Here is a 14,582-nt window from a genome sequence, read left to right on the forward strand (position 1 = left end):
CGGGTGGCGGAGCCCCCGGCCCGGGGCGAAGCCCCGGGTGTCACCGCCGGTCGAGTTCCGCGGCTTCCTCCGGGGTCGGTGCGGTGCCGCCCAGGTGGGCCGGCAGCCACCAGCGTTCCTCGTCGGAGGCGGGCTGGTCGGGGTACTCGGCCTGGGCGCGGTCGAGCAGCGCGCTCATCCGGGAGCGCAGCTCCTTCGTGACGACGTCCCAGTCGTCACCCTTCGCCGGGTGCATCGGCTCGCCGATGAGGATCGAGATGGGCACGTGCCGTCGGGTGAGGTCCTTCGGCCGTCCCTTCGTCCAGAGGCGCTGGGTGCCCCACAGCGCCATCGGCACGACCGGGACGTCGGCGGCCGCGGCCATCCGGACGGCCCCCGACTTGATCTCCTTGACGGTGAACGACTGGCTGATGGTGGCCTCGGGGAAAACGCCGACGACCTCGCCGGCCTGCAGTTTGGCGAGCGCTTCGCGGTAAGAGGCCAGCCCGGCCGACCGGTCGACGGAGATGTGGTGCATGCCGCGCATCAGCGGCCCGGCGATCTTGTTGTCGAAGATCTCCTTCTTCGCCATGAACCGCGTCAGCCGCTTGGCCGGGCGCGCGCCGAGGCCGCAGAAGATGAAGTCGAGGTAGCTCACGTGGTTGCACGCGATGACCGCGCCGCCGCGGCGCGGGATGTGCTCCGCGCCCTCGATCCGGATGCGGTTGTCGAGTACCCGGAACATCGTCCGGGCCGCCGCGATCACGGGCGGGTAAACCAGGTCAGCCATCCGGCAAGGTTACGGGACCGTAGGTTCTTGACCGCTGTTCAGCGGGCAAGAACACAATGTGACGGCGACCAGGAGCGCGAACAACGCGACGGACTGGTGCTTGATCCCCTCGATGCCGTCCCCCAGCGCCGCCGTCCCGAACTGCGTCACCGAGACGGCGAACAGGAAGGCGACCACCACGCCGAGGGCGGTCCGACGCCGCAACCAGGCCCTGACCAGTACGAACAGCCAAATCGGCACCAGTGCGAACAGCCCCAGCGGGGCGAGCAGGCCGGTCAGCCAGGACACCACCGGCACCCGGTACTCCTGCGCGTGCGGCGGGAAGCCGGCTTCCTGGTCGAAGCTGCCGAGGTAGTCCGGCCGCGCGGTGAGCTGGTCGGTGGCGGCGCGATCGAGCACTTCGAGGGTCCGGGCGGGGTGGTGCGCGAAGTACGCGACGACGTTCCCGCGGCTCATCCGGTCGCGGTAGCGCGGGTACAGCGGGTCGATGCGCGCCGGGTGCGGGTGCCACCAGCCGTTGCCCGCGTACTGGGCGAACGACGGCGGCAGCCCGAGCTCGGCCAGGTCGGCCTGGGTGTCGTGGCGCCCGTCGACGATGTTGAGGAAGATCGAGTTGAAGACGTTGATCTCGCGGGAGTCGTCGCCCGGGAAGTCGCTGTACGTCCCGTCGGGCGCTCGCGCGGGCTCGACGCTCTGCTGCGCGTAGAGCGTGACGGCGCCGATCGCGCCGATCACCAGCACCGCGGACGCCCACCGCTTGGCCCCGCGCAGCGGGCCCGGCCGGGTGAACAGGATCGCCAGCGCGAGGATCGGCAGGATGGTCAGCGTCTGGACCTTGGCGTTGACCGCCAGGACGCCGCCGGCGAACGTCACCGCCATCCCCGCGTAGCTCCACCGGCCTTCGCGGGCGGTCAGGAGCAGGCCGCCGACGGCGAGCAGCAGGCCGAGGAAGGCCGCGCCTTCGCCGAGGATCGCGGCGAAGTAGCCGAAGACCGCCGAGTCCGCGACCACCAGCAGCAACGCCGCCGCCACGAACAGCCGGGCCCGGCGCGGGTGCGGCAGGCCGAGCACGATCGCCGTCACGGCCGCCGCGGCGATCACGCTGCTCAGCAGGCCCAGGATGACCAGGCTCAGGGTGCCGTGGAGGCCGATCAGCCGTCCGATCCGGACGGCCAGGTCGGCGAGCCAGCTCTGGGTCAGCAGGTACGTCGGGCGGCACGTCTCCGGCGTCGGCGGGTAGGCGAGGTGGACGAACGGCTCGGGCAGGCCCTTCCAGGTGATCCCGGCCCCGCACAGCACGCGGCCGCCGTCGCCGTTGTTGGACATCGCGATCGGCCGCGGCACCAGGAACCGCACCACCAACAGGGCCAGCGCCGTGCCGAACACCCCGAGCCCGAGCCGCGCCTCGGCGCCCAGCTGCCGGTCCGGGGCCTCGAGCTTCACGAAGGACAGGGTACGTAGCGGAAGTCCGGGCCCTGGTCGAGGTCGGCGACCAGCGACTTCGCCTGCTCGGCCCGCGGGTACACCGAGACCCAGTACGGCGTGCCGACGCGGCGGAAGGTCGCCACCTGGTACTTGCCCGCGTACACCGGGTCGATCGCGCAGTGCTGGCGGTCGGCGTACCCGCCGTCGGCCGGCAGGGCGACCGTCGGGCGGCGGCCGTTGACGACGTAGTCGTAGTCGGTCGCGACGCCGCCGTCGTGGCGTCCTTCGCGGGCGATGTGGTCGTCCGTGCGGCCGAGGACGTCGATGATGAGCAACTGCCCGCCGTGGGCGGCGAGCGCGCCGGGCGCGGCCGCGCTGACCACCGATCCCGGCGGCAGGTAGTCGCCGAGCCAGCCGCCGATCTCGGCGAGCTCGACGCCGTGCGCGTGCCAGTTGCGGACGCGGTCGAGCATCTCGGGGCTGAACACCGAGACGAGCACCGCGATGCCGGCCAGCCCGCCCGCGGTCACCGGCACCAGCCGCGTCCCGACCGGCCACGGCTTCGGCCGCGGCGACGGCTTCCCGGCGACTTCCGCGGCCAGCACGCCGTACGTCCCCGCGGCGGCGACGGCCAGCAGCGGCGGCACCGGGGCCAGCAGCCGCCACGACGGGCCGGGGTCGCCGCCGATCAGCACCGCGGCCGCGGACAGCCCGGCCGCCATCGCGAACAGCAGCCAGATCAGCGCCCTGGCCTCGACCGCTTTCACGACCTGGGCTTCGCGGTGCGCCTCGGACTCCGCCGCCCGTGTCCCGGTGTCGGAGCGGCGCAGCACGAGCGCGACCGCGGCGACCAGCCCCAGCAGCAGGAAACCCTGGTGCGCCAGTGCGAACCCGGACAGGTACGGCCAGCCGGTGGCGAGGCGGTCGTTCAGCGGCCCGCCGAGCTTCGCGGCCAGCGGGGCCGGGACGAAGTGCTGGTAGAACGTCGCTCGCCAGGCCAGGCGCGGGATCAGGAAGACCAGCGCGCCCAGCGCGTACCCCACCGGCGCCCACCAGCTGTGCTTCGCCCGGAGCGCGGCGCCGGCCAGCCACAGCCCGGCCAGGGCGGCGACCACCAGGCCTTCCGGGCTGGTCATCACGGCGAAGGCGACGAGCACCCCGGCGACCACCGGGCGGCGCGCGGCCAGCGCGTACCCGACGGCGAGGACGATCAGCACGAACAGCGGGACTTCGGAGCCCGAAGCGCCGTAGACGGCGAGGCCGCCGGCGCTCGCGGTGAGCACCGCGGCGGCCACCCCGATCGCGGGCCGCGGCAGGGCGCCCTCCGGCGCGGCCGCGGCGACGATCCGGTTGGCCAGGAAGCAGGACACGAGCACGCAGCCGAGCGCGGCGAGGACCCCCGAGACGACCGCCGTGGTGCGGATGTCGGCGCCGAACGCGGCGCGCGGCAGGGCGACCAGCACCACCCAGAAGAAGTTCGTGTACCCCTCGACGCGTTCGCCGGGGTTGAAGACCGGGCCGTTGCCGTCGGCGATGTTCTGCGCGTAGCGGAAGGTGACGAGGGCGTCCTCGGTGACGGTCGCGAACAGCAGCTGGTGCAGCAGCGACAGCCCGAGGGTGAGGGTGAGGACGCAGGCCCGCCAGCCGCGGTCGACGTCGAGGCGGTGCCAGGTCAGCACCACGGTCGCGGCGACGACCAGCCACGCCACCACGACCGCGTAGACCACCCGGCCCCCTCCGCCTCGGCACCGCACCCGCCCGGGCCCCCACCCAGGTTATCGATCATCGGCGGCGAAGCGTTTCCGGTGGACCGATCACCGGTCCGAATGGGGGTGGATCACTTCGCCGGCGACAGTCAATCAGGGAATTCCACTACCCAGAATAACCCGATCGGGTGTCGGTTCGGCCGGCGGAACTGACGTCTTGGGAAATCGCCGATCGGAGTATCGGCAGGCGTGGCTTGGCTGCTTCGACGGGAATTCGAACGGTCGCCGGGCATTTCGGCGAACTTCCCCACCGTCCGACGCGGCGGTGACGGCGAATCGCTTTCGAAACTGTTCGACGGATCCGGCGGGTGCGCCGGGTTGGCCATCCATTGGGTCATTTCGGGAAAGCCGTCCGCCGGCCCGGCCCCGCCTTATCAGCCGGGGCTGACCGGATTGACGGGCGAACCGTTCTACCGGCCGCCTCCGAGTTGTCCACAGGTGGGCAAACCTGTGGACAGCCTGGGGACAACCCCCGGTCAGGCGGGGGTGGCCGCCGGGCGGGCCGAGCGGGCCGCGACCGCCGCGATGCCGGCCGTCAGGAGGTCGGCCACCGTGAACATCACCCGGGAGGCCACCGCGAACGCCGTGGCCTGGCCGACCGTCAGGCCGCTGGCCGTCAGGACCGCGACCTGGGCCACCTCGCGAACGCCGACACCGCTCGGGAGGATGAACGCGAACGTGCCCACCGTCATCGCCACGGCCATCGCGCCCACGCAGAGCACGAAGCCGCCGATACCGGGGGTGCCCACCGAGTTGGCCAGGAGCCACAGGTGGACACCCTGCAGGCACCACGCGGCCGTCGAGGCCCCGAAGACCTTGCCGATGACCGCCCAGCCCAGCGGGTGCGCCAGCGGCGGGCGGCGGAGGATCCGCAGCACCAGTGACGTGCCCCAGGTGAGGATCTTCGGGTGCAGCATCGCCAGGCCGAGCGGGATCAGCACGAACAGCCACAGCGCTCTCGGGCTGTTGCTGAACACCGCCGGCGCCGCCAGCAGCGACACCACCAGCGCCGACACCACGCCGACGCCGAGCTGGATCAGGGAGCCGGTGAAGATGCGGGCGCGGGCCAGGCCCGCCTTGCGGCCCAGCTCCATCTGCAGCAGGTAGGCCCAGACCGAGCCCGGCACGTACTTGCCGAGCGAGCCGACCAGGCAGATCTGCGCGCCGCGGGCGTAGCCGATCGGCGCGCCCAGGTCGTCGACCATCACCTGCCAGCCCCAGGTCGAGACCAGGATCGCCGCGACCAGGGCGACCAGGCTCAGCAGGGACGACTCCCAGGCGACGTCACGCAGGGTGTGCCAGAACTCGCCCCAGTTGGCCGCCAGCTGCTTGGCCGCGAAGCCGATGACCAGCAGGATCGCCACCCACCGGACGACGTCGAGGATCTTCGCCCGGGTGGACTTCGGCTGCTTTCCGGCAGCCGGCAGGTCCTCAACTGTCGTCATCGACGGCTCTCCTCAGGCCTGGACCGTGACCAGGCGGCTGAACTCGGAGAGCAGATCGTAACCGTCCCACACCGCGGAGAAGGTCAGGGCGGAGCCGAACGGCACGATCCGGTCGACGCCGCGGCCCGCGAGCTCGTGCGCGAACGCCGTCAGCTCCTCGGCGGTGAAGCCGAACTGGCTGACCGTCTGGTCCTTCCGGAGGACGATCGGCACCAGGTCGGACAGCGACGAAACCCGCGCGTTCGCGAACGTGCCGGCGCCGAGCCACTCGCGCGGCAGCACCGCCGGGTCGGCCAGCTCCAGCGTGGCCAGGCCGTTGCCCTGGAACTCGATCTCCTTGACCAGCCCGTCGACCGCCGCGCCGTACGCCGAGACGCGCTTCTGGACCGCCATCGCCGGCTCGGTGACGTGCTCCTTCGCCGAAAGCACGGCCGCCAGCAACGCGCGGAACTCGCTCCCGGCCGCCACGGCCCCAGCCTCGTCGCCGACCCAGAACACCGCGCGCGGCGAGGAGCAGGCGGCCTGGTCGAACCAGTACGAGTCGTTGTAGAAGCCCTCGGCGGCCGCGCGCCGCTCTTCGGCGGACGCCCGCTGCCAGCCCGCCACCGAGGCGACGGCGAAGGACGAGCGGTCCGGGAACGTCAGGTCACGCGCATGCGGGGCCAGCGGGTACTTCCGCAGGGCCGCGACCGAGCCGTCGCCGCCCCAGATGACGCGCAGGTCGGCGGCCAGCGACAGGGCGCCGCTGACCTCGTCACTGCGGTCGTAGGTGACCATGCGCTGGGTCGCGGTAATGGCCTCCGCCACCGAAGCGTCCACTTCGGACAGAGCAGCGTTCAGCGCTTCCAGCACCGCTTCGGCGGCCCCGGCCGAGCGCGAGGAGACCCGCACGACGTTGTGGTTGCCCGCCAGCGCGGACAGCGCCCACGAGTAGACGAAGATCGTGTCGACGTTCGCCGGCGGCACGTGGAACACCAGCCCGCGCGGGAACCGCAGCGCGTTCCCCGAAGTGTCCAGGGTGGACAGTGCCTTGGCGATCTCGCCCTTGCGCAGGAAGAACCCGAGGGACGCCAGCTCCGGGAACCGGCGCGCGGTGGCCGGGGCCAGCAGCTTGCGCGCGAACTTCGTGATGAACTCGACAACCCGCGGGTCGCCGACGCGCAGCCGTCCGCCCGGCGGTGCCGCGCGCAGCTGATCGACCAAATCGCCGACGGAAACCGCGTCCGACGAGGGGAAACGCTGGGTCAGAGAAGTCACGCCGCCGCTCCCGAGAACGTGTCGGAGCACCCGCGGGCCTCCGCCTTCGGCAGCCGGCCGAGCACCGAGAAGTGCTTGCCCGGCCAGTCGCCGTCGTCGATGCCGTTGTAGACGCCGAGGTCTTCGGTCAGCAGCACGTGCCCCGGGTACGACCGCGGCAGCGTCGAGACGACCTCGATCATGCCCGGCTCCCCGACCGGCTGCTCTTCCCACGTCTCCGGGTTGCGGATGACGACGTCGGCGAAGTCCGGGCAGTACAGCGAGTTTCCGGACGGGCCCTCGAGGAACACCGTGCCGATCTGCTCGATCATCCCGTAGTAGTTGTGGATCCGGGTGAGCCCGGTGTCTTCCTTGAACCGGCGGCGGAACTCGGTGTTGTCCACCGCGCGGTCGATCAGCTTCTTCCAGCCACCGCTGTGGATCAGGATCCCGTTCGACAGGTCCAGCCCGTGGTCCCGCGCGACTTCGTACAGGTACAGCCAGACCATGAACGTGAAGCCGAAGATCAGGAAGGGCTTGTCGCCGTACTCGGCCAGGAACTTCTTGACCGCCTCGACGTCGGGCTGGTCGTTCTCGTCGAGCACGTACGTGTGCTTGCGGCCGAAGTTCGCCATGCCCAGCACACCAGCGCCCCGCGCGGAGAACGAGCGGCGGTTCTTGATGATGCCGATCGTGTCGACCATCAGCATCGGCAGCCGCTCGCCGCCGAGGACCTCCTGCAGCGTGGCGCCCAGCTGCTTGGTCTGCGCGCCCGCCGCCTCCTTGTCCAGGTAGATGCGGGACGCGCCGGCACCGGTGGTGCCCGACGACGTCAGCGTCTTGAACACCTCGCTGTCCGGCACCGACTTCAGGTCGTGCGTCTTGAACATCCGCACCGGCAGCCACGGCAGGTCGGCGATCGAGCCGAAAGCCGCGCCGGGCTCGACGCCCAGGGAGGACAGGATCCGGTCGTAGCCTTCGGAATTCGCCCGGTGGTGGGCGGTGAGCGCAGCCAGCTCGGGCAGCAGCAACGCTTCCCGGTCGGCCTGCGACCGCGTGAACACACTCATACCCGCCCCTCCAAGGTCCGGTAGTCGATCTTGCCGCTGGCCAGCAGCGGCACGGTGTCGATCGGGCGGACGTCGAACCCGCTGGCGTGCAGGTGCAGCCGCTCGGCCAGCGCCCGCGACGCGTCCTTGCAGATCTCCTTGTCCGCCCCTTCGGCGAACAGCACGACCTTGTCGCCTGCCGCCACCGCGGCCACCACGTCGATCCCCACCGCCGCGGTGCGCACCGCCTGCTCGAGGTCGTCGAGGCTGACGCGGTTGCCGAAGACCTTGCCGATGCGCTTGAGCCGTCCGGTGATGAACAGGTAGCCCTCTTCGTCGAGGTACCCGAGGTCACCGGTGGCCAGCACGCCACCGTATTCGTCGCCCTTGGCCAGCCCGGACTCGTCGTCCGCGTAGCCCATCATCACGTTGGGCCCACGGTAGACGACCTCACCGACGATCTTCGGGTGCGTGGTCTCCGAGCCGTCGTCCCGGCGCACCGAGAACTTCCCGCCGGGCAGCGCCGGCCCCGCGGAACCGAGCTTTTCGGCCAGCTTTTCGGCGGGCACCGTCGTCATCCGCGGCGCGGCCTCGGTCTGGCCGTACATGACGTACATCCGGCCGCCGACGGCCAGCATCTTCTCGTTGAACTCGGCGACCAGCTCGTCGCGCAGCTTCCCGCCGGCCTGCGTCAGCGTGCGCAGCGTCGGGTACTTCGCGGGGTCGAACTTGAGCCGCCGCAGCATTTCGTAGTGGTACGGGACGCCCGAAAGGGACGTGACGCCGTAGGTGTTCACCGCGTCCCAGAAGCCGCGGCCGAGCACGCCGGACGGCTCGATGACGATGGTCGCGTCTCGCACCAGGTGCGAGTTCAGCACCGAGAGGCCGTAGCTGTAGTGCAGGGGCAGGCAGGTGGGCGCGACCTCGTCGGCGTCGATGCGCAGCACCTGCGCGATGGCGTCGGCGTTGGCCAGGATCGCCTGCCGCGAGAGCCGCACGAGCTTCGGGTTGCCGGTCGAGCCGCTGGTCGGCAGCAGCACGGCGAGGTCGGGGTGCGGCTGAACGCCGTCCGTGGACGAGCGGATCCAGTCGGTGCCCTGCGTGGTGTACCCCTCGGGTGCGGCACCCGAAGCCGCCAGCACGGCCGCCGGGCGGAACCGCGAAACCAGCCCGGCCAGCACGTCGGCGTCCAGCGCCGGGTCGATCAGCGCGATCGCCCGCCCGGACTCGAACGCGCCCAGGTAGGTCAGCACGCTGTCGAGGTCGACCGACATCCGCGCGAAGACGACGCCGGTGGGCAGCGCCGCCAGCTCCTCCACCGCGCGGCCGACCTCGGCCGACAGTTCCGCGCCCGCCAGCGTGCGGCCCCCGGCCACATCGACCAGCCGGGCTCCCGCACCCAACAGCGTCACAGCACCAAGCCTCCGTCGATCCCCAGCACCTGGCCGGTGATGAACGACGCTTCGTCGCTCACCAGGAACCGGATCGCGTTCGCCACTTCTTCCGGCCGGCCGAGGCGCCCGAGTGGCGTCTTGCCGGCGTTTTCCGCCTTCGCGTCTTCGCTCAGGCCCGCCGTGAGATCGGTCTCGATCACGCCGGGGGCGACCGCGTTGACGCGGATGCCGGACCGGCCGAGCTCCTTCGCCGCCGACTTCGCGATGTTCGCCACCGCCGCCTTCGAGGCCGCGTACACGGTCTGACCAGCGCTTCCGTACTCGCCGACGATCGAGGCGAGCACGACGATCGAGCCGGACTTCTTGCGCATCATCGCCCGGGCCGCGGCCTGGACGGTGTGCAGCGTGCCGGCGACGTTCGTGCTCAGCGTCGTGTCGACGAGGTCTTCCTTGATCATCCCGAGGAGCGCGTCCTCCATGATCCCGGCGTTCGCGACCACGACGTCGAGCTTGCCGTGCTCCTTGGCGACCCCCCTGACCAGCGAAGACACCGCTTTCGCGTCGGCGACGTCCAGCGCCAGCCCGGAAGCACCCACGGAGGCGGCGGCCTCCTTGGCGCGAGCCTCGTCGCGGCCGGTGAGCACCACGGTCGCGCCCGCCTCGACGAGCGCGCGAGCGGTGGCCAGGCCGATCCCCCGCGTCCCGCCGGTGACGAGCGCGACGCGACCGGAAAGATCAGTCATTCTTCGACTGCAGCTCGGTCACCATGTCCACGGCGACCTTGAAGCTCGACATGTCGATGACCTGGTCGGTGTCGAACTCGACGTCGAACTCGTCCTCGATGGCCGCGACCAGCGCCATGTGGCCGACCGAGTCCCACGCCTCGATGTCGCGGTACTTCAGGTTTTCGACGTCCACACCGCCGTCGAGGTCCAGCGCCTCGACGAAGACCTCGCGCAGCTTGGGGGCGACTTCCGACATCAGATAGCTCCTAGTGCTCTTCGCGCGGGCGAGCGTCCCACGCCTTTACCAAGGTAGAGAGGTCGCCGGGCAGCGTGACGTCCGGGAGACCTTCCTTGCCCTTCAGCCACGGCCCGAGGGCCTCGATCGTCTCCTCGTCGAGACCGCGGCGGGACAGGCCCACCACGTTGACGCCGGTGACGCGGGCCGGGTTGCCGACGGCGATGGTGAACGCGCCGATCTCGCGGCGCACCGCCGAGCCCATCCCGATCATCGCGCCGGGGCCGATCACGACCTTCTGGTGCAGGATCGCGCCCATGCCGAGGTTCGCGCCGTCCCAGATGTGGCAGTGGCCACCGGTGACGGCGTTCGAGGCGATCGTCACGCCGTCGCCGACCAGGCAGTCGTGCGCGATGTGGGAGTTGCGGAGGTAGTAGCCGTCGCTGCCGACGGTCGTCGTCCGCCAGGTCCCTTGGTGGACACTCACGTACTCGCGGATCCGGTTGCGGCTGCCGATGACGACGCCGTGGCCGTCGTGATCCGGGTCACCGGTAGGCGCGTCTTCCCAGGCGGCGGGGTGGGGACGGCCGCGGTCCTCGCCCGGCGTGCCGATCGTCACGTGCGGGCCGATCCAGTTGCCGTCCCCGATCCGGGTCGGTCCGGCGATCACCGCGAACGGCCCGATGACGTTGTCCTCGCCGAGTTCGACACCTTCGCCGATGACGGCGGTCGGGTGGATGCGGTTGGCCACGGGTGGTCGTCCGTTCGTCGGCGGCTGGGTACTGGGCGCGCTGCCGCGCCCGGTAACGTGTGGCCCGCGTTGCTGCAGGGCGGCCGGGCGCAGAACCGGCGGCTCACTGTACCGGACGCACCGAAATCGCCTGCCGAGAGAGACTGCCCATGATCCCCATCACTGTGGTCGACGTCCGCGACGCGGAGGACCTCGTCGTCGAGGTGCTGCGCTCCGGCGCCATCGCACAGGGACCGATGGTCAAGCGCTTCGAGGACGCCTTCGCGGCGGTCTCCGGGACGAAGCACGCGATCGCGGTCAACAACGGGACCACCGCGCTGGTCGCCGCCCTCCAGGTGCTGGACCTGCAGCCGGGTGACGAGGTCATCACCTCGCCGTTCACCTTCGTGGCGACGCTGAACGCGATCCTCGAGGCCGGCGCGACCGTCCGGTTCGCCGACATCCGGCGCGACGACTTCGCGATCGACCCCGACGCCGTGGCCAAGGCCGTGACGGACCGCACGAAGGTCCTCATGCCGGTGCACCTCTACGGCCAGACCGCGGACATGGGCAAGCTCGCCCCGCTGGCCGCCGAGCGCGGGCTGCAGGTGATCGAGGACTCGGCGCAGGCCGTCGGGGCGTCCTTCGAGGGCAAGCCGGCCGGCTCGTTCGGCATCGGCTGCTTCTCGCTGTACGCGACGAAGAACATCACCACCGCCGAGGGCGGGGTCATCACCACGGACGACGACGCGCTGGCCGACAAGCTGCGCGTGCTGCGCAACCAGGGCATGCGCGCCCGCTACCAGTACGAGGTCGCCGGGCACAACTACCGGATGACCGACCTGCACGCGGCCGTCGGCATCCCGCAGCTGGCGAAGCTCGACCAGCTGACCGCGGCCCGCCAGGCGAACGCGAAGCGCCTCTCGGAGGGCCTGGCCGGCACGCCGGGCCTCGACGTCCCGCAGGTGCTGCCGGGCCGCGAGCACGTCTGGCACCAGTACACCGTGCTGGTCGGCCCGCACGCGTTCCTCTCGCGCGACGAGCTGGCCGCGGCGCTCACCGAGCGCGGCATCGGCAACGGCATCTACTACCCCAAGATCGTCTTCGACTACGACTGCTACGCGGGTCACGACCTGATCCCGGGCGCGCGCGTCGAGGACTTCCCGGTCGCGAAGTCGGTCGCCGAGCAGGCGCTTTCGCTGCCGGTGCACCCGCACCTGACCGAGTCCGACCTGGACACCATCATCGAAACCGTTCGCGAGGTACTGGGCGCATGACGCATCGGATCGCTCTTGTCGGTACCGGGAACATGGGTTCCCTCCACGCCCGCGTGCTCGCCGCCAACGAGCGCGTCGACCTGGTCCGCGTGATCGATCCGCGCGAGGAAGCGGGCAAGCTCGTCGCCGACCGGTACGAAACGCGGTGGACACCGGAGATCGGCGAACTGTCCGATGTGGACGCCGTGGTGCTCGCCTCGGCCACCGAGGTGCACTACGACCTGGCGCAGGAGATCTTCCGCCAGGGCAAGCCGATGCTGGTCGAGAAGCCGGTCTGCAACAGCTTCGAGAAGTCGCAGGAGATCGTCTCGCTGTCGGCGAAGAACGACATCCCGCTGATGTGCGGCCTGCTGGAGCGCTACAACCCGGCGGTGATGACCGCGCGGGCGCTGGTGAACGAGCCGGTGCACCTGATGGCGCGCCGTCACGGCCCGTACGCCCCGCGCATCAAGACCGGCGTGGCGTGGGACCTCCTGGTGCACGACGTCGACCTGGCGATCCAGTTCTTCGGCGGCGCGACCCCGGCCCGCGTGACGTCCGGCGCGGGCTACTTCCACCCGTCGTCGGCGGAGGGCGCGGAGGACACGATCGAGACGGTCCTGTCGTTCCCGACCGGCCTGGCCACGGTGTCGGCTTCGCGGCTGGGCCAGCGGAAGGTCCGGTCACTGGTGGTGTCGGAGCTGGACCGCCTGATCGAGATCGACCTGCTGCGCCGGGACGTCACGATCTACCGGCACGTCTCCCACGACTCCGTCACCCCGGACGGCCTCGGCTACCGGCAGCAGACGGTCATCGAGATCCCGGAGCTCGTCACGGCCCGCGAGCCGCTGGCCACCCAGCTCGACCGGTTCTGCGACCTGCTGGAAGGCAAGATCGACGCCGACACCGAGCGCGACCTGATCCTGCCGTCGCACCACGTCGTCGAGCAGGTACTGACCCAGGCCGCGGCCTAGACCGCTCTGCCGCGGCAGACCCGCAGCTGCCGGGTCTGCCGCGGCTTCAAAGACAAAAGCGTCCTCGCCGGACGGGCAGGCTCTGGGATGACCCCGGCTCCCGCTGTCGCCTCACCTTCTGGAGGTGGGCCGCGGGGTGGTCATGTGAGGGGGCATCACCCGACCACCGACCGAGTCACGCACTACTCGTCTAGCTCGCCGGCACCGGGAACGCGGCCGGGCTCCGGTGGCCACCGGGGCCCACCGCGCGGACGCCGAAGAAGACGTTGTCCTTGGACAGGTCGATCTTCGCCGTCAGCGCCGGGCCGACGTCGATCGCGTGCGTCCAGTCCGGGGCCGTCGTCTCGCGCCAGACGACCTCGTAGCTCGTCGCACCCGGGGTGGCGGTCCAGACCAGCTCGGAGTCGTTCGTCAGCGCCGCCGTGCGGATCTTCACGCCCTTCGGCGTGCCCGGTGCGGTGGCGAGCGACCACAGCGCGGCGCCGTTGACCCGCGCCACCCGGGCGATGAACGGGAAGTCGCAGAACTCCGGCAGGTCGCCGTACTGGACGCCGTTTTCTACGCGGACGTCCTGGTGCTGGTGGGCGAAGTCCTCGTTCGGCTCGGTGAACCGCGCCGCCGGGTAGCCCTGCTCCAGGAAGCCGATGTGGTCGCCGCCGCGCAGGTAGCGGTCACGGCGGTAGATCACCCGGACCGTCATGCCGGTCGCGTCGTTCTCCGCCACCGACTTCACGAACCGGGCCAGCTGCCGCGGCGGGGAGTCGTTCTCGCCGCCGATGCTGCGGCGCAGGTTCGCCTCGGCCGGGGTTTCCGCCGTCGGGACCCCCTCGGCGAAGAGGCGGATCGTGAAGGGATCGCGCGTGCCGTCGTCGGCGCGGCTGGAGCCGACGATGTCGTCGGTGAACATCGCCTGGACGTCGGTGCCGGCCGCCTTGAACTGCTGCGCCATGAACCGCGAGCCGTACAGGCCCTGTTCTTCGCCCGCGACGGCGGCGAAGACGATCGTCGCGGCCGGTTGCCGCGTCGAGAGCACCCTGGCCAGCTCCAGGGCGAGCGCGACACCCGAAGCGTCGTCGTCGGCGCCCGGTGCGGCGCCGGTGAAGTCCATGACGTCGGTGCGGCGCGAGTCGTAGTGCCCCGAGACGACGTACACGCGCCCGGGATCGGTGGAGCCGTGCAGCGTCGCGACGACGTTGGTGATCGTCGTCGGCACCGGGATCCGGTCGGCGGGCGGCTGGACGTACGACTGCAGCGCGACGCTCAGCCGTCCCCCGGAAGCCGCCGCGACCTGCTGGAACTGCGCGAGGAGCCAGTCGCGGGCGGCGCCGATGCCGCGAGCCGGGTCGTCCTGCGCCGACAGCGTGTGCCGGGTGCCGAACGCGGCCAGCCGCCGGACGGTCGCTTCGATCCGCCGTTCGTCGACCTGGCGGAGCAGGGCCTTCAGTTCCGCGTCGGGCCGCTGCGGGCGGACCGGGCCACCGGGCCCGCGGTCGCCGAGTTCGGCGGCGCCGGCCGGAGCCGCGGCCACCAGGCCGAGCGCGGCCGATGCGGTGAGGAACGCGCGTCGAGAGGTCACGA

General features: G+C 71.3%; 13 protein-coding genes. 2 read left to right on the forward strand and 11 right to left on the reverse strand.

The features are described from left to right. Positions 1-40 precede the first annotated feature (40 nt). From ABZX11_RS00120 to ABZX11_RS00165, 10 genes are all read right to left on the reverse strand, one after another. The gene (locus tag ABZX11_RS00120) at positions 41-769 is read right to left on the reverse strand and encodes a lysophospholipid acyltransferase family protein (protein ID WP_176173660.1); all 729 of its coding nucleotides are present in this window, start codon (positions 767-769) and stop codon (positions 41-43) included. A gap of 9 nt (positions 770-778) precedes the next feature. After that, positions 779-2,212, reverse strand: coding sequence for a hypothetical protein (locus tag ABZX11_RS00125; RefSeq protein ID WP_354908426.1), 1,434 nt, complete (start codon positions 2,210-2,212; stop codon positions 779-781). Continuing rightward, positions 2,209-3,921, reverse strand: coding sequence for a hypothetical protein (locus tag ABZX11_RS00130; RefSeq protein ID WP_354908428.1), 1,713 nt, complete (start codon positions 3,919-3,921; stop codon positions 2,209-2,211). Before ABZX11_RS00130 ends, ABZX11_RS00125 begins: the two co-directional genes overlap by 4 nt. 515 nt (positions 3,922-4,436) lie before the next feature. Continuing rightward, complete coding sequence (locus tag ABZX11_RS00135; protein ID WP_176173663.1) at positions 4,437-5,405, reverse strand: lysylphosphatidylglycerol synthase transmembrane domain-containing protein; 969 nt, start codon at positions 5,403-5,405, stop codon at positions 4,437-4,439. Between the two features lie 12 nt (positions 5,406-5,417). Then, positions 5,418-6,662 (reverse strand): acyl-CoA reductase, encoded by a 1,245-nt coding sequence (locus tag ABZX11_RS00140; RefSeq protein ID WP_354908431.1) that lies wholly within the window; start codon positions 6,660-6,662, stop codon positions 5,418-5,420. Continuing rightward, entirely contained in the window at positions 6,659-7,711 is a 1,053-nt protein-coding gene (locus ABZX11_RS00145; RefSeq protein WP_354908433.1) for an acyl-protein synthetase, read from the reverse strand. Before ABZX11_RS00145 ends, ABZX11_RS00140 begins: the two co-directional genes overlap by 4 nt. Beyond that, positions 7,708-9,102, reverse strand: a complete 1,395-nt coding sequence (locus ABZX11_RS00150) for an AMP-binding protein (RefSeq protein ID WP_354908436.1) — start codon at positions 9,100-9,102, stop codon at positions 7,708-7,710. Before ABZX11_RS00150 ends, ABZX11_RS00145 begins: the two co-directional genes overlap by 4 nt. Then, on the reverse strand, positions 9,099-9,827 hold the full coding sequence (locus tag ABZX11_RS00155) for a glucose 1-dehydrogenase (protein ID WP_354908438.1): 729 nt from the start codon (positions 9,825-9,827) through the stop codon (positions 9,099-9,101). Before ABZX11_RS00155 ends, ABZX11_RS00150 begins: the two co-directional genes overlap by 4 nt. Beyond that, a complete protein-coding gene (locus ABZX11_RS00160; RefSeq protein WP_003096467.1) occupies positions 9,820-10,065 on the reverse strand; it encodes an acyl carrier protein in 246 nt (81 codons plus the stop codon). The genes ABZX11_RS00155 and ABZX11_RS00160 overlap by 8 nt, the downstream gene beginning before the upstream one ends. A 10-nt stretch (positions 10,066-10,075) precedes the next feature. Next, complete coding sequence (locus ABZX11_RS00165; protein WP_176173668.1) at positions 10,076-10,795, reverse strand: UDP-N-acetylglucosamine acyltransferase; 720 nt, start codon at positions 10,793-10,795, stop codon at positions 10,076-10,078. Between the two features lie 149 nt (positions 10,796-10,944). On the opposite strand from ABZX11_RS00165, the gene ABZX11_RS00170 reads away from it, so the two are divergent. Next, positions 10,945-12,051 carry a DegT/DnrJ/EryC1/StrS family aminotransferase gene (locus ABZX11_RS00170; protein ID WP_176173669.1) on the forward strand — a complete coding sequence of 369 codons (1,107 nt, stop codon included), beginning with the start codon at positions 10,945-10,947 and terminating at the stop codon, positions 12,049-12,051. Continuing rightward, on the forward strand, positions 12,048-13,004 hold the full coding sequence (locus ABZX11_RS00175) for a Gfo/Idh/MocA family oxidoreductase (protein ID WP_354908441.1): 957 nt from the start codon (positions 12,048-12,050) through the stop codon (positions 13,002-13,004). Before ABZX11_RS00170 ends, ABZX11_RS00175 begins: the two co-directional genes overlap by 4 nt. A 190-nt stretch (positions 13,005-13,194) precedes the next feature. Here ABZX11_RS00175 and ABZX11_RS00180 read toward each other — a convergent pair whose 3' ends face one another. Beyond that, positions 13,195-14,580, reverse strand: a complete 1,386-nt coding sequence (locus tag ABZX11_RS00180) for a M20/M25/M40 family metallo-hydrolase (RefSeq protein WP_354908444.1) — start codon at positions 14,578-14,580, stop codon at positions 13,195-13,197. Between the last annotated feature and the right edge of the window lie 2 nt (positions 14,581-14,582).

The sequence above is a fragment of the Amycolatopsis sp. NPDC004169 genome (assembly GCF_040610315.1).
In the GTDB taxonomy this organism is placed as follows: Bacteria; Actinomycetota; Actinomycetes; order Mycobacteriales; family Pseudonocardiaceae; genus Amycolatopsis.